This window comes from Bacillus sp. I-2, assembly GCF_001974945.1.
Classification (GTDB): domain Bacteria; phylum Bacillota; class Bacilli; order Bacillales; family Bacillaceae; genus Bacillus; species Bacillus safensis.
In genome coordinates this window covers 1-23,589 of record NZ_LZRW01000001.1, presented here as the reverse complement: position 1 = coordinate 23,589, position 23,589 = coordinate 1, and the positions used below count along the sequence as shown (strand labels likewise).

At 42.5% G+C, this 23,589-nt stretch carries 24 protein-coding genes, 1 rRNA gene and 1 pseudogene; 18 read left to right on the top strand and 8 right to left on the bottom strand.

The genetic code is table 11. From position 1 onward, the window contains the following. The first annotated feature begins 64 nt into the window (after window positions 1-64). Complete coding sequence (locus BAE31_RS00130; RefSeq protein WP_076839067.1) at window positions 65-2,659, top strand: YfhO family protein; 2,595 nt, start codon at window positions 65-67, stop codon at window positions 2,657-2,659. Window positions 2,660-2,720: 61 nt separating this feature from the next. Here the strand turns inward: BAE31_RS00130 and BAE31_RS00125 are convergent, their stop codons facing one another. From BAE31_RS00125 to BAE31_RS00115, 3 genes are all read right to left on the bottom strand, one after another. Further along, on the bottom strand, window positions 2,721-3,140 hold the full coding sequence (locus tag BAE31_RS00125) for a regulatory YrvL family protein (RefSeq protein WP_041106361.1): 420 nt from the start codon (window positions 3,138-3,140) through the stop codon (window positions 2,721-2,723). Between the two features lie 69 nt (window positions 3,141-3,209). Then, window positions 3,210-4,373 (bottom strand): oxalate decarboxylase family bicupin, encoded by a 1,164-nt coding sequence (locus BAE31_RS00120; RefSeq protein ID WP_041106363.1) that lies wholly within the window; start codon window positions 4,371-4,373, stop codon window positions 3,210-3,212. Between the two features lie 94 nt (window positions 4,374-4,467). Further along, window positions 4,468-4,632, bottom strand: a complete 165-nt coding sequence (locus BAE31_RS00115) for a YvrJ family protein (RefSeq protein WP_073204399.1) — start codon at window positions 4,630-4,632, stop codon at window positions 4,468-4,470. A gap of 166 nt (window positions 4,633-4,798) precedes the next feature. Here BAE31_RS00115 and BAE31_RS00110 point away from each other — a divergent pair, with 166 nt between their 5' ends. Both BAE31_RS00110 and rsoA read left to right on the top strand, forming a co-directional pair. Further along, a complete protein-coding gene (locus BAE31_RS00110; RefSeq protein WP_076839065.1) occupies window positions 4,799-5,401 on the top strand; it encodes a sigma-70 family RNA polymerase sigma factor in 603 nt (200 codons plus the stop codon). Beyond that, window positions 5,349-5,570, top strand: coding sequence for a sigma-O factor regulator RsoA (rsoA, locus tag BAE31_RS00105; protein WP_076839064.1), 222 nt, complete (start codon window positions 5,349-5,351; stop codon window positions 5,568-5,570). The genes BAE31_RS00110 and rsoA overlap by 53 nt, the downstream gene beginning before the upstream one ends. Window positions 5,571-5,594: 24 nt before the next feature. On the opposite strand, the gene BAE31_RS00100 is transcribed toward rsoA, so the two are convergent. Next, window positions 5,595-6,575, bottom strand: coding sequence for a metal-dependent hydrolase (locus BAE31_RS00100; protein WP_073204407.1), 981 nt, complete (start codon window positions 6,573-6,575; stop codon window positions 5,595-5,597). Between the two features lie 191 nt (window positions 6,576-6,766). Between BAE31_RS00100 and mutY the strand changes: the two genes are divergently transcribed. Then, window positions 6,767-7,867 (top strand): A/G-specific adenine glycosylase, encoded by a 1,101-nt coding sequence (gene mutY, locus BAE31_RS00095; RefSeq protein ID WP_076839062.1) that lies wholly within the window; start codon window positions 6,767-6,769, stop codon window positions 7,865-7,867. On the opposite strand, the gene BAE31_RS00090 is transcribed toward mutY, so the two are convergent. Then, window positions 7,854-8,078, bottom strand: coding sequence for a hypothetical protein (locus tag BAE31_RS00090; protein WP_003217808.1), 225 nt, complete (start codon window positions 8,076-8,078; stop codon window positions 7,854-7,856). The two genes, mutY and BAE31_RS00090, sit on opposite strands and share 14 nt — an antisense overlap. Before the next feature lie 81 nt (window positions 8,079-8,159). Between BAE31_RS00090 and fabL the strand changes: the two genes are divergently transcribed. The 10 genes and pseudogenes from fabL to BAE31_RS00040 all read left to right on the top strand — a co-directional run bounded on the left by fabL (window position 8,160) and on the right by BAE31_RS00040 (window position 17,709). After that, on the top strand, window positions 8,160-8,912 hold the full coding sequence (fabL, locus tag BAE31_RS00085; RefSeq protein WP_024425211.1) for an enoyl-[acyl-carrier-protein] reductase FabL: 753 nt from the start codon (window positions 8,160-8,162) through the stop codon (window positions 8,910-8,912). 76 nt (window positions 8,913-8,988) lie between these two features. Then, a pseudogene (locus BAE31_RS00080) lies at window positions 8,989-9,138 on the top strand (gamma-type small acid-soluble spore protein); the annotation flags it as partial. A 174-nt stretch (window positions 9,139-9,312) separates the two neighbouring features. Then, complete coding sequence (locus BAE31_RS00075; RefSeq protein ID WP_039177303.1) at window positions 9,313-9,573, top strand: YgaB family protein; 261 nt, start codon at window positions 9,313-9,315, stop codon at window positions 9,571-9,573. 147 nt (window positions 9,574-9,720) lie between these two features. Then, window positions 9,721-10,251, top strand: coding sequence for a nucleoside tri-diphosphate phosphatase (gene ntdP / locus BAE31_RS00070; protein WP_024425209.1), 531 nt, complete (start codon window positions 9,721-9,723; stop codon window positions 10,249-10,251). 97 nt (window positions 10,252-10,348) lie between these two features. Beyond that, window positions 10,349-12,091, top strand: coding sequence for an ABC transporter ATP-binding protein (locus BAE31_RS00065; protein WP_076839061.1), 1,743 nt, complete (start codon window positions 10,349-10,351; stop codon window positions 12,089-12,091). A gap of 112 nt (window positions 12,092-12,203) precedes the next feature. After that, window positions 12,204-13,226, top strand: a complete 1,023-nt coding sequence (locus BAE31_RS00060; protein ID WP_076839059.1) for an ABC transporter ATP-binding protein — start codon at window positions 12,204-12,206, stop codon at window positions 13,224-13,226. After that, complete coding sequence (locus tag BAE31_RS00055; RefSeq protein ID WP_083703950.1) at window positions 13,195-14,172, top strand: ABC transporter ATP-binding protein; 978 nt, start codon at window positions 13,195-13,197, stop codon at window positions 14,170-14,172. The genes BAE31_RS00060 and BAE31_RS00055 overlap by 32 nt, the downstream gene beginning before the upstream one ends. Next, window positions 14,147-15,733 (top strand): ABC transporter substrate-binding protein, encoded by a 1,587-nt coding sequence (locus tag BAE31_RS00050; protein ID WP_041106789.1) that lies wholly within the window; start codon window positions 14,147-14,149, stop codon window positions 15,731-15,733. The genes BAE31_RS00055 and BAE31_RS00050 overlap by 26 nt, the downstream gene beginning before the upstream one ends. A gap of 60 nt (window positions 15,734-15,793) precedes the next feature. Continuing rightward, window positions 15,794-16,795, top strand: a complete 1,002-nt coding sequence (locus BAE31_RS00045) for an ABC transporter permease (RefSeq protein ID WP_024425205.1) — start codon at window positions 15,794-15,796, stop codon at window positions 16,793-16,795. A 17-nt stretch (window positions 16,796-16,812) separates the two neighbouring features. Further along, window positions 16,813-17,709: an ABC transporter permease gene (locus BAE31_RS00040; RefSeq protein ID WP_025093464.1), complete on the top strand. Its 897-nt coding sequence runs from the start codon at window positions 16,813-16,815 to the stop codon at window positions 17,707-17,709. Window positions 17,710-17,937: 228 nt separating this feature from the next. Here the strand turns inward: BAE31_RS00040 and BAE31_RS00035 are convergent, their stop codons facing one another. Continuing rightward, entirely contained in the window at window positions 17,938-19,011 is a 1,074-nt protein-coding gene (locus BAE31_RS00035) for an FUSC family protein (RefSeq protein WP_024425203.1), read from the bottom strand. A 247-nt stretch (window positions 19,012-19,258) separates the two neighbouring features. After that, complete coding sequence (locus BAE31_RS00030; RefSeq protein WP_075622604.1) at window positions 19,259-20,554, bottom strand: glutamate-1-semialdehyde 2,1-aminomutase; 1,296 nt, start codon at window positions 20,552-20,554, stop codon at window positions 19,259-19,261. Between the two features lie 129 nt (window positions 20,555-20,683). Here BAE31_RS00030 and bcp point away from each other — a divergent pair, with 129 nt between their 5' ends. Together bcp and perR are read left to right on the top strand one after the other, a co-directional pair. Next, window positions 20,684-21,151, top strand: coding sequence for a thioredoxin-dependent thiol peroxidase (gene bcp / locus BAE31_RS00025; protein ID WP_024425791.1), 468 nt, complete (start codon window positions 20,684-20,686; stop codon window positions 21,149-21,151). A gap of 157 nt (window positions 21,152-21,308) precedes the next feature. After that, entirely contained in the window at window positions 21,309-21,746 is a 438-nt protein-coding gene (perR, locus tag BAE31_RS00020) for a peroxide-responsive transcriptional repressor PerR (RefSeq protein ID WP_012009347.1), read from the top strand. A 35-nt stretch (window positions 21,747-21,781) separates the two neighbouring features. Here perR and BAE31_RS00015 read toward each other — a convergent pair whose 3' ends face one another. Further along, the gene (locus BAE31_RS00015) at window positions 21,782-22,129 is read right to left on the bottom strand and encodes a YgzB family protein (protein ID WP_024425201.1); all 348 of its coding nucleotides are present in this window, start codon (window positions 22,127-22,129) and stop codon (window positions 21,782-21,784) included. Window positions 22,130-22,318: 189 nt separating this feature from the next. Between BAE31_RS00015 and BAE31_RS00010 the strand changes: the two genes are divergently transcribed. Beyond that, the gene (locus BAE31_RS00010) at window positions 22,319-23,197 is read left to right on the top strand and encodes a nucleotidyltransferase-like protein (protein WP_041106793.1); all 879 of its coding nucleotides are present in this window, start codon (window positions 22,319-22,321) and stop codon (window positions 23,195-23,197) included. Window positions 23,198-23,512: 315 nt separating this feature from the next. Continuing rightward, window positions 23,513-23,589, top strand: a 16S ribosomal RNA gene (locus tag BAE31_RS00005); the annotation flags it as partial.

The following is a 23,589-nucleotide window of genomic DNA, read 5'->3' as shown; positions in this document are numbered from 1 at the left end:
CACGAATCGCTTGCTGGGTTGTTTTGTTTCAAAGAAAAGTGGATCTTTTGTGGAAAGGATTTAGATGATGAAACGTAGATGGATAATGATAGGAATGTGCCTCATTCTCGCTTTATTAGGACACTCCTTTTTCTTATATGAATATACGCAAGGCCGGTATATGACAGGAGATGGAGACGGAATCTCACAAATGCTCCCATTTAAAAAGCTGCTTTACGATGAATACGTCAAAGGGAACTTCTTTTATTCCTATCAATTCGGTCTAGGCGGCGGTACATATACGCAATTAGGTTATTATTTCACAACGTCGACTGTCTTTATGGTCACAGTCGCTGTCGTCTGGCTGATGAATGCGCTTCATGTCATCCAGTCAACGGACATTCATTTCTGGGCAAATGCCGTCATTTGGCTGAGTGTGATCAAGCTGACGCTTATTCTTTTCATCGCTTACCGTGTGCTTCTTTCAATGGTTCAGCATAGGCTGAGCGCATTAACAGGAGCCGCAATTTACGGATTGTCTATTGTGTATTTTCGGCATCAAACGTTTTGGGAGTTTTTCACCGACAGTATGATGTGGCTCCCGCTGCTTGTGCTTGGGGTTGAACGGATTTTCAAAACGGGTAAGCCGGCTTGGTTTATTGCGGCGTGCAGCCTGATGCTCATCAACAACTTTTACTTTGCTTATATTCATTTTATCTTTTTAGCGATCTATCTTGTCTTCAGATATATCATCAAGCTTCGAAGTGAGGAGCAGGGGTGGAAAGTGTTCTGGACGCTGGCGGTCTCTACGCTGTTATCCTTTGGGATCAGTGCTGCCTTTTTTGTCCCGTCTGTCTATGGCTTTCTTAATAATATAAGGCCGCCGTATGATCAATCCATACCTTGGTTTGATCTGCATGATCATCTGCTGTTTACAAGCAGGGTGTATTTATTACCTGTGATCTTTCTCATTTGTATGTTCCTCGTTCCGCTCTATCGGAACAGGTGGTTTTTCATGTTTACATCGATCAGCGTTCTGCTCATTGTTTTTCACTACAGTCCAAAGATGGCGAGCGTGTTTAATGGTTTTTCGGCACCGCAGTACAGGTTTGAGTACATTCTTGCCTTTACAGTTGGAGCGGTCGTAGCCATCACCATCAAGCATTTCTCGCAAATCGAGTGGAAGTGGAAAAAGCGTGCGGTCTTAGGCGCTTGGATCGTGTTTCTTCTCGCAGTCATCTTATCAGAACGAGCAAAGGGAAATATGGATGTTGTTGTATTTACAGGCATAGGACTGCTTGTGATCAGCTTGTTTTTCCTTGTGATTCATGCAGAAAAACGCCAGCATCTTCGTCTCTTTTCAGCTGTGCTCATCGCTTTCAGCTTACTGACAGCAGGCGTGTACCAGCAGGGCTATTTATCTGAAAGAAGCAATATTAAGAGCGTATCAGATATGTATCTGAATAGTGAGGCTTATGCTGGACATGAGCAAATGAAGCTCATTCAGCAGATTCAAAGCCGCTCTTCAAAAGATCCGCTTGCCCGGATTGACTGGATGAACGGCGTGCGCAACAATACCCCGTTATTTGAAGGCTTTCAAGGCATGAGTGCGTATTCAAGTATATTGAATCAGCATTTACTCAATTTCTACTGGAATGACCTGCAAATCGATATGGGACGGGAAAGTGTCAGCCGTTATGCAACAATGGGGGACAGAGCGAATTTATACAGCCTGACCTACGGAAAGTATTATATGAGAACGAGCGCGATGCCTTACTCACCGCCAGCTTATTTTAAGCCTATATTGGAAAGCGAGCATTATAAAGTGTATGAAAATACACGGCCGCTGCCATTTGCAAGAACAACAAGCACCGTTTATTCAGAAGAATCCTTAAAGGATGCCTCAGCACTTGATAGGGAGCATGCAATGCTGCAAGGTGTGGTTTTAGACAAAAAAGGAAACGCTGAAATTGAGCACGCGCCAGATCGAGTCAAGGATACAAATATTCATACGATACAAGCCATATACGAACATGGCGTGCTTGATGTATACGGAGAAACAGGCGGTCTGAATATCACGCTGCCAGATGATATGGCCCGCGCTGGGGATGTGTATGTGAGCTTTTATGTGAAGCGGACAGACCGTAACGAAGGATTTCAGTTATCCGTTGACAACTACGTCACCTCACGAAAAAGCAATACATCCATCTACAAAACAGGCGTCAATGAAGTGACGATTCGAGTCCCTGCGGAAAAAATCCTTTCCATTCGAGTACCAAAAGGGACGTATGAACTCGATCAATTGAAGTTGTATCAAGAGCCTTACCGCGTCCTAGAGAAGGCATATGAAAAAGAAAAGCAGGATGATGGCAGACAGCAGGTAAAGCTCGAAAACAACCGCTTTACGATTTCATATGATAACAAACGCGGCGATGATTATATGGTTCTGCCAGTACCATATGAAAAAGGCTGGGAGCTCACAGTAAACGGACAGCAGACCGATATTGAACAAGCCAATTACGCCTTTATCGGTTTTCCAATAGAAAAAGGCAAAAACGAGATTGTGCTAACCTACTATCCGCCTTATATCAGAATTCTTGCATTGATTTCACTCGTCAGTTTGATTGGTGCGATCCTATATGCACGAAGAAAACACAAGAAACACCACTTTTCATCATAAGTGGTGTTTTTTTATCTTCCGAGGGCTGATTGAGCATGATATCCATCATATGAAGCATTCACTAAACTTCTTTCTCAAACGAAAAGGTCGCATAATCAAACAAAAAATGAAACAACCAAAGGCTTAGGGCAAAGAGGATTTCCTCAGAGGTAGACAGTAAAATGCCGCCTACCAATTCATCTGATAAATAGACAGCACCCCAAATAAACAAGAGATGAATTGAAATGGCATAGAAAACGATGGAGCGTTTTTTGGAACGGCACTTTCTCACAACTCTCATGAGCACATGCTCCACATGCTCAAAGGATATTCCAAGAATCACATAGATGCCCATAAATAAAAGCATCGATAAAATTGATTGATAAAAAGCACCCGTTAAATGAAAGAACAGTACACAAAACAACAAAAATATGTAACAGACAGCCGACGCCGCCATGAGCCATTTCAGCCCTTGCCATAAAGCGTGAACAGATTGCTGCATAGGTGAACCAACACTCCTTTACATGAAGATACCTGCAAAAAGGACAGCCTTTTTGCAGGAAGTTATATGTTAATCCTCTTTTTTAGGCGCAGCGATCACAGGATGTTTTTCAGTATCAAGCAGTTTTAAGAAGTCTTCGCCTTGATCTAAATGATCAAGAACAAGCTGTTTCGGTGTGACCGCAAGCCATTGATTCAGTGAAATGTCTGCATAATGATCGCTCTTAAAGATTTCTAAGAAATAAAGCGGTTCGTCGCCTGTATTTTCTACATAATGTCCCATCGCAAATGGTACATATCCAACGTCTCCCGCCTGATAGTTGAAGGTTCTCGCATGACCATCAGAGGCAAATACCGTCATTCGTGCTTTACCAGAAATAAAATATTGCCATTCATCCGTATTTGGATGCCAGTGCAGCTCGCGAATGGCACCTGGATCAACTTTCACAAGAGCAGATGCAATCGTTTTAGACGCTTTGAAATTGGTAGAGTCCGCAATCCACACCTGTCCGCCGCTTGACGTAATCGGCTCCTGTTTTAACAGCTCATATTTAAAGGAATTCGGGACTTCTCCTTGCTCTGTTTTCACCTTGTCACATTCAAGAGAACCAGGAATTCCTTTTTGGAAAATATACTTTTCTTTCTCTGGCAGCTTGTCAAACTGCTCCTTTGTCATACCGAAGTTTTTGAGCACGACTTCCTCTGGCGTGTGGGCAAGCCAATCGGTTACTTGGAACGTACTATTTTCTGAGAATGACCCATCATCAAACACAAGCAAGAATTCAGCTCCCGGTTCAAGTGCTTGGATAGAGTGCGGTAGGCCAGAAGGGAAGTACCACAAATCACCCTCAGTCACATCCTCTGTAAAATTGCGCCCCTCTGCATCAACCGATGTAATCCGGGCTTCCCCATAAATCATGTACGCCCATTCCGCTTCCTTATGCCAGTGCAGCTCACGAATCGCACCAGGCTTTAGCCGCATATTGACAGATGCAAGACTTTTTGAGATCGGCAGTTCACGGACCGTTACCTCGCGGGCGTAGCCGCCTTTTTCTAAACGATTGTGTGTATCAGAGAATGAATATTTCATGTTTGAGACCGTTCCATGATCGGTTTCTGGCGGCGTGAGCATATCTGGATTTTGTCTGTCCCGCTCGAGATTACGTGGAATTTTGACCGTTGCTCCTTTTTCTCCTCGAATCGGCTGTGGTATTCCATTTTGCTTTTCACTCATGATAAAATCCCCTTTCAACATCGTATTGTGTGAGGTGACAAAAGGCCTTTCATTTCGCCCTCGTTTTCATAAGGTGAAACGAATCAAGCAGATGTCAATCTGATTCATCATTTTTTTGAGCAGCGACTAATCGTTGGATGAGCTTGCTTAATTCATCAAACTTTCGTTCAAAGCGTGTCAGCAAGTAAACCGTCAAAATGGCAGGGAAGCCAGCCTGGCCGAGCTGCTTCAGCCATTCCTCTGAAAAAAAGGTCTCCATTTGTCTCACCTCCCAGCGGATACTCGTCTTCTATATAAGTGGTATGAAAGAAGAAAAAGGAAAGCAGAGGGGGATAAAATGAACCATTAGACCCGTTTCACGAAGTTTACTTTTTTTAACTTTTGTCCACTTAATGCTAGTAGAGAGAACAAAGGGGAGGATGCACATGGATTATCGGCTGTTATTGAAGGCAAAATGGAAAGAAATCATTGATCACCCGCTCATTCAGCAGTTTTTAAGCAACCCGAAAAACGAGCAGCTGCTCCGGCAAGTCATGGAAGAGCCAAACGAGGAAAATGCCAAAAAACTAGATTCCGAGTTCAAACAGTTCTATCAGAAAATCCGCATCATCAAGTATATCTCCACAATGATACGCATCTTTTCAGTCGACTTTGACAAACGAGTAAAAAAGAAACAGCAGCGTTTTCCGCTCATACTCGACCATCCTGATACGCAAGAAGTGAAAGACCCTGTTCAAACAGATACGTATGAAGCCGTGCTCTTCAATCAGCAAGACCTAGGAGAACATCTGCAAGATCAAACATTGTACAAGGCCTACCAGCAGCTCACAGACAAACAAAAAATGGTCCTAACCCAAATCTATGTCGAAGGCCTAACGATGAAAGAAATAGCCGATCAGTTAGGCGAAACAAGACAAAACATCTCAAACATTCACAAAAAAGCACTCAATAAACTAAAAGAAAAAACAGGGGGAGATGTCCGTGCCCGAAGACAAAATGACCAATGGAGAAATGGAAGAACTCATTGAAACCTTCTCACCCATGATCAAAAAGAAACTACAAAACACGGCATATCAAGAAAGAGAAGACCTCGAGCAAGAACTCTATATCAAACTCATCGAAAAAATAGACCGGCTGATTTACCAAGAAGGACCTGGCTTTTGGGAGTTTATTGTGGAATATATGACGAAGTTGTAAGAGTGAAGCACAAAAAAGACTCGCTCACACAGAGCCGAGTCTTAATTTTTTTTGCAGTTTTTCTTCACTGAAAATCCAGCCGGTATAGGAATTTTTGATTTGGTGGTCCATGTCGATATGGCAGATCGCGACAAAAGGATAATGACCTTTGCTGCGGTAGCGCAAATCAATGAACCGCACCTCATAATGATCCTTAAATTTATCCACTTCCCACCGGTAGACAGGGGAGAAGGAGAGAAAGGCTGAAATGTTTTCATCTTGTTTGGCAATTTTCATAATTTCGGTGTCAGGGACCGGCACACGGTTAAAGGTGTCTAAAATGACGACTTCTCCATTCATGCTGCGCCCAACATGGAAAGAGGATTTACATTTCACGGCGATGCGCCATTGTCTGAACTTCATTGTAGGTGAAATAATAATCTCTTCAATTTCATCGAATCGTGCACGCAACTGACGTTTAATCTGAAGCTGCATGATGACCCTGACGATATAATAACAGAAAATCACGGCGTACAGCGTAATGAACGTATAGCCGGGATGTCCGCCAATCGCCCAAACGACTATGGCGACAAGGTGTGTAAAAAAGATAAACGGATCAAACGTATTAATGATTCCAAGCGCTACCCATTTCTTCGAAAATGGACGAATGGCCTGCGTGCCGTATGCATTGAATATATCGACAAACACATGAAGCACAACGGCTAATAGTGTCCATAACCAAAGGTGAAGTAAATCCGCCCCAGGCACAAATGGGAAAATCACAGCCGGAATCAGCAATGACCAGAACAGTACAGCCGGAATGGAATGTGTAAATCCTCGGTGATTTCTTATATAAACCGCATTATTTTTTAGTTTTAGCACAGTATCAATGTCTGGTGCTTGGGAGCCGGCGATGGTCGCGATCATCACGGCGTGTGCCATGTGTGGATCTGCGCTGACGGCTGGATCTAAAAGTGCAAGTCCCCCAAGAGAAATGCCCATTACTACATGAGTACCAGTGTCCAATTGATTACCTCCTAGTTGTCATGCTTAGGAACAATCATACAAAGTATACGTCTGCAATCAAGACTATGTGCAAAATCACTTTTGCTTTATCCCGATTTAATGTAACATGTTAACGTATCTACAAACAGTATACAACAAATAAGGTTCTATTCAGAACGTTAGCCCTCGGTCCAATGAGAAGGAGTATAGATATGAAAGACATTCAAGAAAAGCTGGACCGCAAAGATATTGCGGGCTTTCAGCATGATTTAATTGATTGGTATGAAAAAGAACAACGAACATTGCCATGGCGTGAAAATCAAGATCCATACCGCGTCTGGGTATCAGAAGTCATGCTCCAGCAAACGAGAGTAGATACGGTCATTCCGTATTTCAACCGGTTTATGGAGCAATTCCCGACGGTGAAGGATCTCGCTTTAGCTGATGAAGAAAAGGTCATGAAAGCATGGGAAGGTCTTGGCTACTACTCAAGAGTACGTAATTTACAGGCAGCTGTGAAAGAAGTATATGAATCCTACGGTGGCATTGTCCCTGATACGAAAGAGCAATTCTCAAAGCTCAAAGGTGTAGGCCCATATACGAGCGGCGCAGTGCTGAGTATCGCCTATAACAAGCCGTATCCTGCGGTAGACGGCAACGTGATGAGGGTCATTTCTCGTATTTTGTCCGTATGGGATGATATTGCAAAACCAAAAACGAGAAATATTTTCGAGTTTGCGGTCGATCAGCTCATTTCCCGGGAAAAGCCGTCAGAATTCAATCAAGGGCTGATGGAGCTTGGTGCGCTCATTTGTACCCCAACATCCCCTGCCTGCCTCATTTGCCCTGTGAACATGCATTGCTCGGCATTCGAGGAAGGCGTTCAGCATGAGCTCCCAGTGAAAAGCAAAAAGAAAAAGCCGACTGCAAAATCAATGGCAGCCGCGGTGTTATTTGATGACGCAGGCAACCTATATATTCATAAGCGGCCAAGTACAGGCCTCCTTGCGAATTTATGGGAATTTCCTAACATGGAAACCATGAAGGGAAGAAAAACGGAAAAAGAGCAGCTGATTGATTTCTTAAAAGAGGAGGCGGGTGTACAAGCGGAGCTTGGTGATTTAGAAGGCACCATTCAGCATGTATTTACCCACCTCATCTGGAATATTTCTGTTTTCTTTGGACGAGTTACCTCTATATCTGATGACACGATGCTGAAGAAAGTCACAACAGAAGAATTTGAGGCGTATGCTTTGCCAGTCTCACACCAAAAAATTTGGAAGCTGGCACTTGAGCAGCCTAGTCATATTTAACCGTTGTACCGTGGGTATAATCAGCTTCATTTCGATGCAAACCCCCGCGGTCTTCGATTTCAGAAATGATTTCTCGATACTTAGATTGCCCTTCTTCATTCAAATAAGGTAAAATTTGTTGGAAAGCATGATGAAAGTAAGCAAGCTCAGTATCTTTCCATTGATCCTTGGACATCATGCCAAGCTGGCTTAAATCGCGTCCGACATACATGAATGTAACCTCCTAATAGGAACTTTCCTATTAGTGTGAAGCGAATGAACGAAAACTATTCAAATCAGGAGATGAACCATAATGAGTCAACGTAAATGTGCATTAATTACAGGAAGCAGCAGAGGAGTCGGGAAAGAAGTTGCCCTCCGCCTTGCTGAAAAAGGATATGACATTGTCATTAACTATGCGAGAAGCAAAAAAGCCGCACTTGAAACAGCGGAAGAAATTGAAGCGATGGGTGTTAAAACATTGGTTGTCAAAGCGAATGTAGGCCAGCCTGAGAAAATCAAAGACATGTTTCAGCAAATCGACGAAACCTTTGGCCGTTTAGATGTATTTGTAAACAATGCGGCATCAGGTGTTCAGCGTCCAATTATGGACCTTGAAGAAAATCATTGGGACTGGACGATGAATATCAATGCGAAAGCCTTGTTATTCTGCGGACAAGAAGCGGCAAAACTAATGGAGAAAAACGGCGGCGGACATATCGTCAGCATTAGCTCTCTTGGCTCCATCCGTTACCTTGAAAATTACACAGTAGTCGGCGTATCAAAAGCAGCACTAGAAGCTTTGACACGTTACCTTTCAGTGGAGCTTTCACAAAAAAATATCGTCGTCAACGCTGTATCAGGCGGCGCGATCGATACCGATGCTCTCAAGCACTTCCCGAACCGAGAAGAGCTTTTAGAAGATGCGAAGAAAAATACACCTGCCGGCCGAATGGTGGAAATTAAAGACATGGTCGACAGTGTGGAATTCCTTGTATCAGGCAAAGCAGACATGATTAGAGGCCAGACGATTATTGTGGATGGCGGACGTTCTTTGCTTGTTTAAAAAAAATCATGAATAGGATGTACACCTTCTGCACAAATTAATGTGCGTGGAGGTGATAATGATGGATCAACAACAAAACAAAACAAACGCGCAACAAGTGAAGAAACAAAACCAAGCTTCTGCACAAGGCGGTCAATTTGGTACTGAATTTGCTAGTGAGACTGACGCACAGCAAGTAAAAAAATACAACCAAAAAGCTGAGCAAAACAAACAACAAAACAGCTAATCACTGAAACAAAGGAAAGCACTTCATATACGAATGAAGTGCTTTTCTTTTTGCCTCTCATCACCATCCGACAAAACCTGTAAAACCTCTACATAAACAGTCAAAGGATTTCTTCCTTCTTTCAAGAAATGGTATACAGACAAAAAGTGGATCCGATGAAAAGGGAGGAGTTAGATGTCTGATTTCGATCAGCTTGTAAAAGAACAAATGCAGCTCATGGATCAACTGCTCGATGTGCAGGGAGAACTCGATCTATGCTTAGAAACAGAAAAACAATTGCTGCAGGATGAAAAAAAAGAAGAGTGGCATAGGCTTTGTGATCAGATCAAACAGAAACGTGAGGAACTGCAAAAAGTGCAAACCTTATTTACAAAACAAACAGAAGAGGTCATCAATTCATATAAACAGATGGAAAAGAGTTCTAGCGTGATGTAAGTCAGTGTGCCGTTCAATTGGGTTGAATGGCTTTTTCATTTCATTTTTTAATGATGTAACGGTATAATATAATAGAGACATGTTTAGTTGGGAAATTAGGTCTTTGGACTGTTAGGTTTGTTTGTTATAGAAAGTAGGGGAGAAAATATGGGCTATCCCAAGGAAGGAGAAACCATCCAAATTCAAAGCTATAAACATAATGGCTTGATCCACAGGATTTGGAATGAAACCACCATTCTGAAAGCAACGGAATTGTGTATCATTGGTGCAAACGACCGTACAATGGTGACTGAATCCGACGGCCGTACTTGGATGACGAGAGAACCGGCTATTTGCTATTTCCATGCAAAACAATGGTTTAATGTAATTGGGATGCTTAGAGATGATGGGGTATATTATTACTGCAACATCAGCTCTCCTTTTGCGACAGATGATGAGGCGATTAAGTATATTGATTACGATTTAGACGTCAAAGTCTTTCCAGACATGACGTACAATATTTTGGATGAGGATGAATATGCAGATCATAAGAGGCAGATGAATTATCCAAAAGAAATCGATAGTATCTTAAGAGAGCATCTGAATACATTACTGCATTGGATTCACCAGCGGAAAGGTCCGTTTGCTCCTGAATTTGTGGATATGTGGTATGAACGTTTTTTACATTATACAAAATAAGCAAGAGCATCAAAAAACCTGTTTGGCTTTTTTTAGGCTAACAGGTTTTTGACTGCGTACGGATAAGAGGCACTGATAGATTGGGAAGGAGATTTACATGGGGGTCATTAAACGCTACATGGCTTTTGTAACACCGTATAAAAAACAGATTGCATTGACAATGGTCATTGGAATGATTAAGTTCTCGATTCCCTTAACCTTGCCTCTGCTTTTAAAGTATGTCATTGATGATGTCATTCAAGGCTCGGGGTCAGCTGAAGAAAAGACATCAACTCTACTGATCATAATGGGAATCATGCTCGTATTATTTTTAGTGTTGAGGCCGCCTGTTGAATACTATAGACAATACTACGCTCAGTGGACAGGCAGTAAGGTATTATTTGATATTCGGGAAAAACTGTTCTCACATATTCAAAAGCTAAGTCTTCGTTATTATGCCAACACGAGAACAGGAGAAATTATTTCAAGAGTGATCAACGATGTGGAGCAGACAAAGGAATTTGTCATCACAGGTCTCATGAACATTTGGCTGGATATGATGACTGTACTGATCGTGATCGCCATTATGTGTACACTGGATCTTAAGCTCACCATCGTGTCTGTCATTATTTTTCCGCTATATGCGTTTGCAGTAAAGTATTTTTACGGACGGCTTCGCAAGCTGACAAAAGAGCGGTCACAGGCGCTGGCAGAAGTGCAAGGGCACCTGCATGAGCGGGTACAAGGAATGCCGGTCATTCGCAGCTTTGCGATTGAAGAATATGAACAAGAGAATTTTCATGATGAAAACAAAAATTTCTTAAACAAAGCAATCAACCATACGAATTGGAACGCCAAAACATTTGCTGTCGTCAATACGATCACTGACATTGCACCGCTGTTAATCATTGCATTTGCTGGCTACACCGTGATTAACGGTTCGCTTTCGATCGGGACCATGATCGCCTTTGTCGGTTATATTGACCGGATGTACAATCCAATTCGCCGTCTCATTAACTCATCCACAACTTTAACCCAGTCCGTTGCATCAATGGATCGGATCTTTGAGTTTATTGATGAGCCATATGAGGTCACAGACCGGCCGAATGCAAAAGAAGCCAATCATTTAAAAGGAGAGGTAGAGTTTAAACATGTGTCGTTTCGTTATGAACACACGCAGGAAGAGATTCTGCACAATATCTCCTTGAAAGTAGACAAAGGACAAACGGTTGCGCTTGTAGGAATGAGCGGTGGAGGGAAGTCGACACTCGTCAGCTTAATTCCAAGGTTTTATGATGTCACAAACGGGTCACTTGAAATTGACGGGATTGATATAAAAGAGTACAAAGCAAGAAGTCTTCGAAATCAAGTCGGAATGGTGCTGCAGGATACATTCCTATTCAGTGACACGATTAAAGAAAATATTGCGGTTGGTGACCCTGAAGCACCTTTTGAAAAAATCGTGTCGGCTGCAAAAGCGGCAAATGCGCATGATTTTATTATGTCTCTTCCTGAAGGATATGACACGAAAGTAGGAGAACGGGGCGTAAAGTTGTCAGGCGGGCAAAAACAGCGGATTTCCATTGCAAGGGTATTTCTTAAAAATCCACCGCTGTTGATTTTAGACGAAGCGACGTCTGCACTTGATTTAGAAAGTGAGCATTACATTCAAGAAGCGATGCAAAAGCTGGCGAAGGATCGCACAACCTTTATTGTCGCACACAGATTATCAACCATTACACACGCTGACCAAATTGTGGTCATGGAACAAGGCGAAATAGTGGAAAAAGGAACACACGAAGAATTAATGGACCGAGACAGCCACTATCGTCATTTATTTACCATTCAAACATTAAATTAGTAGAAGCCTATCCGATTCTAGCGGATAGGCTTTTTTATGCTTGTCAAAAACATGACATATTTCCCAGCTTGTCTCAATACAATTTTAAAAAGTATGACGGGGTGGTGAATATGTGAAAGAACAAGACGTGCTGCTAGATGTCAAACAGCTGTCCATTGCGTTTCAGCAGAAAAAGCAAAAAGTGCCCATCGTCCATCACATATCGTTCTCGATTCAAAAAGGGGAAACGTTAGGGATTGTGGGCGAATCTGGCTGCGGGAAAAGTATCACAAGCATGTCATTAATGGGATTGAATCAGCAAACCGATACAACGGGCGAGGTTCATTTCGAAGGGCAAAATCTGCTGTCACTTTCAGAGAAACAGTGGCGAGAGATAAGAGGAAATGACATTTCGATGATTTTCCAAGAGCCTATGACCTCTCTGAACCCATTAATGACCATCGGCAAACAAATGACGGAAGCCCTTTTTACACATCAATCAATCGGTCAAAAAGAAGCAAAAGCGAAGGCGATTGATCTGCTTCAAACTGTTGGTTTGAAGCAAGCCGAATCGTTACTAAAAAAATATCCACACGAATTATCAGGCGGCATGCGCCAGCGTGTCATGATTGCGATGGCAATGCTTTGTCATCCAAAGCTCATGATCGCTGACGAACCGACAACTGCACTTGATGTGACCATCCAAGCGCAAATCCTTCGTCTGCTAAAAAAGCTGAACGAAGAGATGGACACCGCTATTTTATTTATTACCCACGATCTAGGCGTCGTGCGGCAAATATGCCAGCGAGTCATGATTATGTATGCCGGTCGAATTGTAGAAGAAGGAACCGTTGACCGTATTTTTCAAAAACCTCTGCATCCCTACACGAAAGGTCTTTTCGCCTCAGTTCCATCGTTTAAAGAGAAAAAAGAAAAACTCATCTCTATTGCAGGTCATGTGCCTAAGCCAGGGGCCATCCGGTCCGGCTGTCAATTTGCACCACGCTGCCCATATCAAATGGCGCAATGTCTTGAAAAAGATCCAGCCTTACAATCCATTGAACAGAATCACCGCGTGGCATGTTTTCTAATGGAAGGAGGAGAAGACACTGAGTCAACCACTCTTGCAAGTGAATCAGCTGACAAAACGGTATGACACAGCCGCTTTTTTTTCTAAACATAAACAATCGACTTTGGCTTTAAATCAAGTGTCCTTTCATGTGAAGGAAGGAGAAACGCTTGGCATTGTTGGTGAATCAGGCTGCGGTAAATCAACACTTGGCAAAAGCCTAATGAGATTGACTGAACCGACATCAGGCTCTATTCAATTAAAAGGGCAGGAGATCACCCTTCTAAAAGAACGAGACATGCGTTCCTTAAGAAAAGACATTCAAATGATCTTTCAAGATCCATATGCTTCTTTAAATCCAAGAATGAAAATCAAAGATATTTTAGAGGAACCACTGATTGTTCATCATCATGGGACGAAAGCAGAAAGACGGAAACGGGTAAAAGAGATGCTGCACATTGTTGGATTTGATCCTTCTTACGGGGAACGTTATGCGCATCAATTCAGCGGCGGACAAAGGCAGCGTATCGGTATCGCTAGAGCGCTTATTACGCACCCGAGTCTAGTTATTGCCGATGAACCAGTTTCGGCTTTAGATGTATCCGTTCAAGCGCAAATTTTGAATTTGATGCTTGAATTGCAAAAGACGCTTTCTCTGACGTATTTGTTTATTTCTCACGACCTTGGGGTTGTCAGGTATATGAGCGACCGGATCGCCGTCATGTATGCTGGGCGCATTGTGGAGATGGGGCCGGCCGAAGATGTGTTTCACAGCCCGCTCCATCCCTATACGTCGCTGCTTCTGAAATCCATTCCACATATGGATCACGTACTAGAGGCGCAAGACGTGGCAGCAGAAGAGACCACAATGACGGAACGCGGCGGCTGTCCTTTCTACAAAAGGTGTCCAAAAAGATGGGAGAAATGCTTGAAAGCAGTTCCTGCTTTGTATGAGGAGGAACCGGGGCACGCGGCCGCGTGTTATTTATATCTAAAGGAGGAATACAATGAAGAAGACATGGTTATTCAGTAGTTTCATTTTTGTGCTGGCACTGGCGCTCTTTTTAGGGGGATGCTCGTCTTCACCGACATCAGAAGAAAAGGCAACAAAAGATACCCTCGTATTTGGCAGAGGGGGAGATTCCACTTCACTAGATCCAATCACAACAACAGAAGGCGAAACCTTTAAGGTCACAGAGAATATATTTGAAAAGCTTTTGAACTACGGTGAGAAAGACACGACCATCCATCCTGGCCTCGCAACAGAATGGGATGTTGCAAAGGACGGAAAATCGTACACATTCTATTTAAGAAAAGGTGTGAAATTTCACGATGGCACAGACTTTAACGCAGAAGCAGTGAAATTCAATTTTGACCGCTGGATGAATGGAGACGCAGAAAAGTTTCCTTACTATGGGATGTTTGGCGGCTATAAAAAAGATAAAGGGCATGTCATTAAAGACATCATCGTCAAAGGCGAGCATGAAATTGAATTTCAGCTAAAGCGCCCGCAGGCGACATTTCTCAAAAACATTGCTATGTCACCATTTGGCATTGCCAGTCCAGCGGCTGTTGAAAAAAGCGGTGATTCATTTAGAGAAAATCCAGTGGGGACAGGACCATTCAAGTTTAAAGAGTGGAAGCAAAACGACCGCATCGTGTTAGAAAAGAACGAGGAGTATTGGCAGAAGGATAAACCAAAGCTGAATCAAATCATCTTCCGCTCCATTCCAGAAAACTCTGCTCGTTTAAATGCCCTTAAAACAGGCGAGATCGACTTAATGGATGGCGTGAATCCGTCAGATTTAGATGGCATTAAAACCGACAAAGCACTCCAGCTCATTGAAAGACCATCGATGAACGTAGGCTATATCGGACTGACCGTCACAAGAAAGCCGCTTGATAACAAGCTGGTTCGTCAGGCACTCAATTATGCGGTCGATAAAGAATCGATTATTGAGTCATTTTATGGCGGACTTGCTGAGCCAGCAAAAAATCCATTGCCGCCAGCTTTAGAAGGTTACAATGACGACATTGAACCATATCCGTATGATCCAGAAAAAGCGAAAGAACTATTAAAAGAAGCGGGCTTCCCTGACGGCTTTCGCATCAAGCTTTGGGCAATGCCTGTACCGCGTCCATATATGCCAGATGGGATGAAGGTAGCAGAAGTCATTCAGTCAAATTTTGAAAAGGTCGGCGTCAAAGCAGAAATTGTGACATATGACTGGGCCACCTATTTAGATAAAGCAAGTAAAGGGGAAGCAGATGTGTTCTTATTAGGCTGGACAGGGGACAATGGCGATCCTGATAATTTCATTTACACACTGCTGGACAAAGACAGCATTGGTGGTAACAACTATACATTCTTCGAAAACGATAAAATGCATGACATTCTTATTGAAGCGCAAACAGACACAGATCAAAAGAAACGAAATGAGCTGTATAAAAAAGCGCAGGAAATCATTCATGACGAAGCGCCTTGGATTCCATTGGTGCATTCAATTCCAATGCTTGCCGCATCTAATGATTTAAAAGAATATCAGCCGCACCCAACTGGTTCAGAAGCTTTAACTGACGTGTATTTCGAATAAGCAAATAAGGGAGATCATGTATCTCCCTTATCAAACAAAGATAAAGGCGGTGAAAGCTGTTTGTTTGCTTATTGTATGAAGCGGGCAGGAATGCTCATCCCAGTACTGATCGGAATGACATTGGTCGTGTTTTCAATTATTCGTTTTATACCTGGAAATCCAGCGCAGGTCATCTTAGGACAGCGGGCAACGAAAGAGGCTGTAGAACAATTAACGATCCAGCTCGGTTTAGATCAGCCATGGTACGTTCAATACGGTCATTATATGCTTGGCCTTTTAAAAGGGGATTTAGGGACTTCCATTCGAACAGGAGCGGCTATTGCCCAGGAAATGAAGCCCTACTTATTTGCGACGTTAGAATTGACCTTTTTTGCCATGGTGCTGGCGATTGTCGTGGGAGTGAATGCTGGAATCATTAGTGCTTGGTTTAAGCATTCTTTCTTTGATTATGCCGCGATGTTTATTGCACTCATCGGAGTGTCCATGCCAATTTTCTGGTTAGGCTTAATGGGGCAGTGGCTGTTCTCGATCGAATTAGGTATTTTGCCGACAACGGGCCGAGAAGACGTAAGGAATCCAGTCGAATCAATCACGTATATCCATACACTGGACACGCTTTTGCAGGGCCGGTTTGATCAATTCGCTGACAGCATCAAGCATTTGATCTTACCAAGTACAGCACTCGCCACAATTCCTGCTGCGATTATTGCGAGAATTACAAGGGCAAGTATGCTGGAAGTGCTTCATTCCGACTTTATTCGAACAGCAAAAGCAAAAGGAGTACGTTCATTTTTTATCATTTATCAGCATGGCCTGAAAAATGCGCTCATTCCGATCTTGACGATTATTGGTCTTCAGACGGGCCTCTTGCTTGGTGGAGCGATTTTAACAGAAACCATTTTTGCTTGGCCGGGAATCGGGCGGTATATATATGACGCCATCAGTTATCGTGATTACCCAGTCATTCAAACAGGTATTCTTGTCGTTGCGCTTATATTTGTCCTGATCAATTTCATTGTGGACATCTTGTATGCGGTCATTGATCCAAGGATTAAATATTAGGGAGGGAGAGTGACAATATGGAAGCACAAAAAGAGCTTGAACCACCTCAGCCAAAAGATGAACGCTCTCAATCATTGATTCTTGAATCAATGAAGCAGTTCTTTCAGCATAAGCTGGCGGTCATTGGCAGTGTGATTGTCTTTTTATTTCTGATCCTAGCGATCTTTGCACCGCTCATTGCTCCTTATGGAATCAATGAACAATCACTCGGGGAGCGATTTAGTGCCCCTTCAGCTGCACACTGGTTTGGTACGGATGATTTCGGCAGAGATATATTTTCGAGAGTTGTGCATGGAGCACGGATTTCCTTATGGGTCGGCTTCTTCTCGGTTCTCGGGTCTGTCATTTTAGGCACACTGCTTGGATTGATAGCAGGCTATGGCGGAAGAGTGTTAGATGCTGTGATCTCCAGATTGTTTGATATTTTACTTGCTTTTCCTAGCATTCTATTAGCGATTGCTATTGTCTCCATTCTAGGCCCCTCCTTACAAAATGCCCTTATTGCCATTGCGATTATTAATGTCCCAACCTTTGGACGGCTCGTTCGTTCAAAAGTGCTGAGTATTAAACAAGAAGAATACGTGCTGGCAGCAAAGGCGGTTGGGATGTCACACCGCCGCATCGTACTGCGTCACATTCTGCCAAATAGTATGGTGCCAGTCATCGTCCAGGCGACGCTAGCGATCGGAACCGCAATTATTGAGGCAGCCGCTTTAGGCTTTTTAGGGTTAGGTGCACAGGCGCCAAGCCCAGAATGGGGGAAAATGCTCGCCGACGCGAGACCTTATCTCGTTCAAGCCCCTTGGACATTATTCTTTCCAGGGATAGCGATCATGCTGACTGTTCTCGGCTTTAACCTGATGGGAGATGGATTAAGAGACACACTGGATCCTAAAATGAAGAAAATAAAATAAGACCGATTCTCAGAATCGGTCTCAGCGCGCGGGCAAACCCTCGCATTAAGTGTCAGTCCTGCGTGCCGGTGCTCACGAATACTCAATTCGCTCCGCTCCGGTACTCGTTCTTCCTAGACTGCAAAGGTTTTCAGGTCACGCTGAAAAGAAGACAAAGAGCAAAAATCAAGATCATTTTAGCTCTTTGTCAACAATTTAAGACCGATTCTAGGAATCGGTCTTTTCTATTTATGCTTCTTTTTCTTCTGTCTCGATTTCACTATCTTTTGGGTGATACGTCTGGAAGCTTGTAATCAATGTATCTAAATGCTCTAATTCATCACGGTATTCGATGATGCTGGACATGACATTCAGCATATTGTAATCGAGCAAGTCGTTTTCTTGGTTTTGCTGATGCTGAATAAATGATTTCGTTAACGTCTCAAGGCGAAGAGAGCATTCATTTTGAAATTCATCGTCCTGCGGCTTCATTTTTCCGACGAATTTCATCAAGGTGCGCTCATGCCAATACAATAAATAATCAATCTCATCCGTTAAGCTTTCCCTGAAATGCTCTGGCATCAAATGAATTTCATTTTCTAATTTATGAAGCTTTTTCAGCAAATACAGAGCGCGATTTGATGTCATAATGGCCTGCCTGAACAAAACAAGCTTTCTTGATTTGACATACGTGGTTTTCTTTAAATAGCTTCGTTCTTCTTTGTATAACAAGTAAATGTGATCTAATTTGATCATGCGTTCTTTTATTTGATCGATGTCATCCTTTAATGTGGAATGATCAGTAGACTGTCTGGAGGTCAGACGAATCCATTTTAAAATCTCCTCCGTATTTTCCATAATGTGATGAACAAGTTTTGTTTCATACTTTGGCGGCAGGAAGATTAAATTCACTAAAAATGAAGAGAGAACCCCTAACACCACAGTAGCTGTTCGGATTAAGGCAAAGGAAAGGAAATGATCCCCTGCACTTTCTAAAATCGCAATGACGGTTACAAGTGCAATCGGAATGGTGTGTTCAATCTTCAGCTTTAAATTAATGGCGATGACCATGACGGCGGTTAAACCGATAATGACTGGTCCTGTGCCAAAAAGCAGACCGAACGTAATGGCAAGCGCTGCTCCAATAATATTGGCTTGCACTTGATCTACAATGGTTAAAAAAGATCGATAAATTGATGGCTGGATAGCAAATACAGCTGCAATTCCCGCGAAGACGGGCGTTGGCAACCCAAGCCATGTTGCCAGGTAAAGCGCGAGTACAATGGCAATACCAGTTTTTAAAATACGGGCTCCAAGTTTCATTGGTTTTGTCCCTGCATTCCTTTCTTTTCGATAATAGATGATCACTCGTCATTTATCATTCATATTTTGATGAAACAACTAAGTAATATACAGCGGTCTTCCGAAATATTCAAGTGATTTTTGAAAGTTCATGAAAACATCAAAAGAAGGTATTGAGAAGAAATGTAACAGATTCGCACGCTTTTGACAAACAAGAGCTGGTAAATAAAAAAACAGGCGCCTGTTTTTACGCCTGTTTTGGACTTCATTATGATTGTTTCAGCTGTGCAAATGCATGATCTACTGCTTGCAGCGTCTCAGAAATATCTTTTTCAGTATGAGCGATCGTTAAGAACCAAGCTTCATATTTAGAAGGAGCGAGGTTAATGCCTTGCGCGAGCATTAATTTGAAGAAACGGGCAAACATTTCGCCATCCGTATTTTCAGCCTGCTCGTAGTTCACAATCGTTTCTGTTGTGAAATAAATTGTGAGCGCTCCTTTTAAGCGATTCACTGTAATATCTACTTGATGCTTTTTGGCATGGGCTAAAATGCCTTCTTCTAACATAGCGCCAAGCTGATCAAGACGCTCGTAAACGCCGTCTTCTTTTAACAATTCCAAGCAGGCAATACCTGAAAGAATGGATGCAGGGTTTCCTGCCATTGTGCCAGCTTGATAGGCTGGTCCAAGCGGGGCAACTTGTTCCATAATTTCTTTTTTACCGCCGTAAGCGCCGATAGGAAGTCCGCCGCCAATAATTTTTCCTAATGCAGTGAGGTCAGGTTTTACTTGAAGCAAGTCCTGTGCACCGCCATACATAAAGCGGAAAGCGGTAATGACTTCATCATAAATCACCAGTGCGCCTTTTTCATGTGTGAGGTCATTGACCTGCTGCAGGAAACCGTCCTTAGGCTCTACGATGCCAAAGTTCCCGACAATTGGCTCGACAAGGACAGCTGCTACTTCATCACCCCAGCGATCTAATGCTTCTTTATAGCTGTCAATATCATTAAATGGAACGGTAATGACTTCATTAGCGATACTCTTTGGTACGCCCGCTGAATCAGGTGTTCCTAAAGTGGAAGGACCAGAGCCGGCTGCCACTAGCACAAGATCAGAGTGGCCGTGATAGCATCCGGCAAACTTAATGATCTTTGTTCTGCCTGTATATGCGCGAGCCACTCGAATCGTTGTCATCACCGCTTCTGTACCTGAATTGACAAAACGAACTTTGTCCAAAGCAGGCATGGCTTCCTTCAGCATTTTAGCAAAAGTGACTTCATGCTTCGTTGGTGTTCCGTAAAGGACACCTGTTTCAGCCGCTTTCGTGATGGCTTTTGTAATATGCGGGTGGGCATGTCCTGTAATAATTGGACCGTATGCTGCCAGATAATCGATATAGCGGTTTCCGTCAACATCCCAAAAATAAGCGCCTTCTCCTCTTTCCATCGCAACGGGTGAACCGCCGCCTACTGCCTTATATGAACGAGACGGGCTGTTGACACCCCCAACAATGTGCTCCAGCGCCTCTTGATGTAATTTTTCTGATTCTGTGAATTTCATAAATAGCCTCCTATCTCAACGTATCACGTCGTCTATCATTATTTTAACATGCCGATGCAAGCGTCCTTAGTTGAATATCCTCTCAAAATTGGATAGGCTAATGAAAAAATAGGTTGGAGGGATTGTGTCATGACAATCGAAGTAGGGCAGCAAGTACCTGACATTGAATTAACCGGTGACAATGGGGAGAAAGTAAAGCTTTCTGATTTTAAAGGAAAACATATTGTCCTTTATTTCTATCCAAAAGATATGACACCAGGCTGTACAACAGAAGCATGTGATTTCCGCGACCGCCATCAAAGCTTTGCAGAATTAGATGCTGTCATTATCGGCGTAAGCCCAGACAGTCAGGACAAGCACCAAAAGTTTAAAGAAAAACATGATTTGCCGTTTCTTCTTCTTGTAGACGATGAACAGAAATTGTCTGAAGCCTTTGGGGTATGGAAGCTGAAAAAGAACTTTGGCAAAGAATATATGGGAATCGAGCGTTCAACGTTTCTTATTAATAAAGAAGGCACGCTTGTGAAAGAATGGCGGAAAGTAAAGGTAAAAGACCACGTAGAGGAAGCGCTTGAGGAATTGAAAGCTCACGCTTAATATCCTCATATGATGAGATCGGCAGACATGCCGGTCTTTTTTGTAAAGAAGAATAGGTAAAAAAGAGGATTGTAATTGACAAAGTTTCGGCTCTGGGGGTACACTATTTATAAAGATTATAATATAAGAATATTTTTGAAGAGAGGTGCATGATGAAATGGCTGCTCACGAACTAAAAGACGCTTTAGATGCTCTAAAAGAAACCGGTGTTCGAATTACTCCGCAGCGCCATGCCATCTTGGAGTTTCTCGTAAATTCTATGACACACCCAACCGCGGACGATATATATAAAGCACTTGAAGGAAAATTTCCAAACATGAGTGTCGCAACGGTTTACAACAATTTACGAGTCTTCCGGGAATCTGGATTAGTAAAGGAATTAACGTATGGTGATTCCTCAAGCCGATTTGATTTTGCGACATCTGACCACTACCATGCGATTTGTGAAAACTGCGGAAAAATCGTGGACTTTCACTATCCTGGCCTTGATGAAGTTGAACAGCTTGCATCCCATGTGACAGGCTTTAAAGTCAGTCATCATCGCTTGGAGATCTATGGAACTTGTCAAGAATGTGCGAAAAAAGAAAATCATTAATGAAAAAGCTGACCGTTTAAATGGTCAGCTTATTTTTATGACTTTTTTCGATTGTAGGATTCATCAAACTCTTTACCTTCTAATGCTGGATCAAGTGTAAGCGGCTCTCTGCAATGCATGCACATGTCCACCCGCCCAAGCACTTTTGTTTCCTTCTCACAGCCTGGACAAACGACACGTACAGCCTTTGTAGAAAGCATACCGATCCAAAAGTAAACGGCTGTACTTAATCCAATCGATAAGACGCCAAGCAGCATAAAGAAAGTCGACAGCCAGATCGATTCCTTGAAGAACACCCCGATATACATGATCAGAAAGCCAACAAAAACCAAACTAAGTGCAAATGTTCTGATTTTATTAATCTTACTGGAGTATTTCGCCATCCCTAGTCCCCCTTATCTCCAATATAGCACATTTTACCTTTCCATTTGAATTAGTTATAGAGTTTTGTGAATAAATTGCTTATAATGATTCAATGATCTTTTTTCATGTATTGAAGGAATTTTGATTCTATGAGGAGAAATACATAGCATTAGAGAAGAACTTTACACCCGAGTATTGGAGGAATCACTATGGAAAATCTTCTCCGTCCTATTTACCAAGAGAGAGCAAGCCATCCAGACACATTAGCTGTGATTATAGTAGAAAGAAGACATAAAGTATCTTCTGAGACGGATAACTTTGATGCAGCACTTTTAGTCATCGTAAAAGAAGCGGAAGAGCCGTTATTTATCAAGCACTATGAATCCGATCACCAAACAGCTTCTTTAAATGTTGTCACAGATGATCAACTGAAGGAATGGATTACCCTCGGCACTAACCGCCGAATCATCGATTGGATTTTGAATGGCAAAGTCCTGTTTGATCGAAATGAATATATCTTCAACTTAATTGATGAACTAAGTACATTCCCGTTTTCAAACCGCAAGCTCAAAATCGGTTTAGAATATGGCAAGCTCATTCGCAGATATATAGAAGGAAAAGCATTTTTTGAGTCAAATCAATTCCTTGATGCATATAATTCCATTGTGCATGCCCTGCATCACTTAGCACGTATTGAAGTAATTGATAAAGGCTTCCATCCAGAAGTGACCGTTTGGAACCAAGTGCGTCATATGGAGCCGGAAGTATACAAACTTTATTCAGAACTGATTGAAAGCCATGAAAGTCTGCATAAACGTTTGGAACTTTTATTTTTAGCAAATGATTTTTTGATCCATTCAAAAGCAGAAATTGGTGCCGCTCATTTGCGTCATGTCATGGAACAGAAGGATATATGGCTTTTTGGTGAGCTTCTTGCACATCCTGATCTTAAATATTTCACGCCTGACCTTAGCGTCATGATTGATTTCTTTGTGGAAAAAGGAATTGTTCAAGTGGAGCCGATTGAGACAAAGGGACAAAAAATCTTTCATCGAGGATATTTTGTGAAAAAAGATATTGACGCATGAATATTATGATGGTATATTATTAAACGTCGCTAACGAGCAACTGAGTTGCTTTGAAAGAAAAGCTGACAAAAAGAAATTCTAAAAAACGCTTGACGCACACGTTGCTCAAATGTTATATTAAGAAAGTCGCCTCTGAGCGATAATGAACATGATCTTTGAAAACTAAACAAGACAAAACGTACCTGTTAATTCGAGTTTTTATAAAAAATCCTATGATACTTCATAGGTAGTCAGTCAAACTGGCGAGGCAGGAAATGATCACATGCTAAGTTCGCTACATCGTGTAGCAACGCATGTGTGATATGCATCCTGCATACCTCGGAGAGTTTGATCCTGGCTCAGGACGAACGCTGGCGGCGTGCCTAATACATGCAAGTCGAGCGAACAGAAGG

Bases quoted from the DNA above. Each gene is read 5' to 3' on its own strand.
- BAE31_RS00130 (WP_076839067.1), top strand. From the start codon at position 65: ATGATGAAACGTAGATGGATAATGATAGGAATGTGCCTCATTCTCGCT.
- BAE31_RS00125 (WP_041106361.1), bottom strand. From the start codon at position 3,140: ATGCAGCAATCTGTTCACGCTTTATGGCAAGGGCTGAAATGGCTCATG.
- BAE31_RS00120 (WP_041106363.1), bottom strand. From the start codon at position 4,373: ATGAGTGAAAAGCAAAATGGAATACCACAGCCGATTCGAGGAGAAAAA.
- BAE31_RS00115 (WP_073204399.1), bottom strand. From the start codon at position 4,632: ATGGAGACCTTTTTTTCAGAGGAATGGCTGAAGCAGCTCGGCCAGGCT.
- BAE31_RS00110 (WP_076839065.1), top strand. From the start codon at position 4,799: ATGGATTATCGGCTGTTATTGAAGGCAAAATGGAAAGAAATCATTGAT.
- rsoA (WP_076839064.1), top strand. From the start codon at position 5,349: ATGTCCGTGCCCGAAGACAAAATGACCAATGGAGAAATGGAAGAACTC.
- mutY (WP_076839062.1), top strand. From the start codon at position 6,767: ATGAAAGACATTCAAGAAAAGCTGGACCGCAAAGATATTGCGGGCTTT.
- BAE31_RS00090 (WP_003217808.1), bottom strand. From the start codon at position 8,078: ATGTATGTCGGACGCGATTTAAGCCAGCTTGGCATGATGTCCAAGGAT.
- fabL (WP_024425211.1), top strand. From the start codon at position 8,160: ATGAGTCAACGTAAATGTGCATTAATTACAGGAAGCAGCAGAGGAGTC.
- BAE31_RS00075 (WP_039177303.1), top strand. From the start codon at position 9,313: ATGTCTGATTTCGATCAGCTTGTAAAAGAACAAATGCAGCTCATGGAT.
- ntdP (WP_024425209.1), top strand. From the start codon at position 9,721: ATGGGCTATCCCAAGGAAGGAGAAACCATCCAAATTCAAAGCTATAAA.
- BAE31_RS00065 (WP_076839061.1), top strand. From the start codon at position 10,349: ATGGGGGTCATTAAACGCTACATGGCTTTTGTAACACCGTATAAAAAA.
- BAE31_RS00050 (WP_041106789.1), top strand. From the start codon at position 14,147: ATGAAGAAGACATGGTTATTCAGTAGTTTCATTTTTGTGCTGGCACTG.
- BAE31_RS00040 (WP_025093464.1), top strand. From the start codon at position 16,813: ATGGAAGCACAAAAAGAGCTTGAACCACCTCAGCCAAAAGATGAACGC.
- BAE31_RS00035 (WP_024425203.1), bottom strand. From the start codon at position 19,011: ATGAAACTTGGAGCCCGTATTTTAAAAACTGGTATTGCCATTGTACTC.
- BAE31_RS00030 (WP_075622604.1), bottom strand. From the start codon at position 20,554: ATGAAATTCACAGAATCAGAAAAATTACATCAAGAGGCGCTGGAGCAC.
- bcp (WP_024425791.1), top strand. From the start codon at position 20,684: ATGACAATCGAAGTAGGGCAGCAAGTACCTGACATTGAATTAACCGGT.
- perR (WP_012009347.1), top strand. From the start codon at position 21,309: ATGGCTGCTCACGAACTAAAAGACGCTTTAGATGCTCTAAAAGAAACC.
- BAE31_RS00015 (WP_024425201.1), bottom strand. From the start codon at position 22,129: ATGGCGAAATACTCCAGTAAGATTAATAAAATCAGAACATTTGCACTT.
- BAE31_RS00010 (WP_041106793.1), top strand. From the start codon at position 22,319: ATGGAAAATCTTCTCCGTCCTATTTACCAAGAGAGAGCAAGCCATCCA.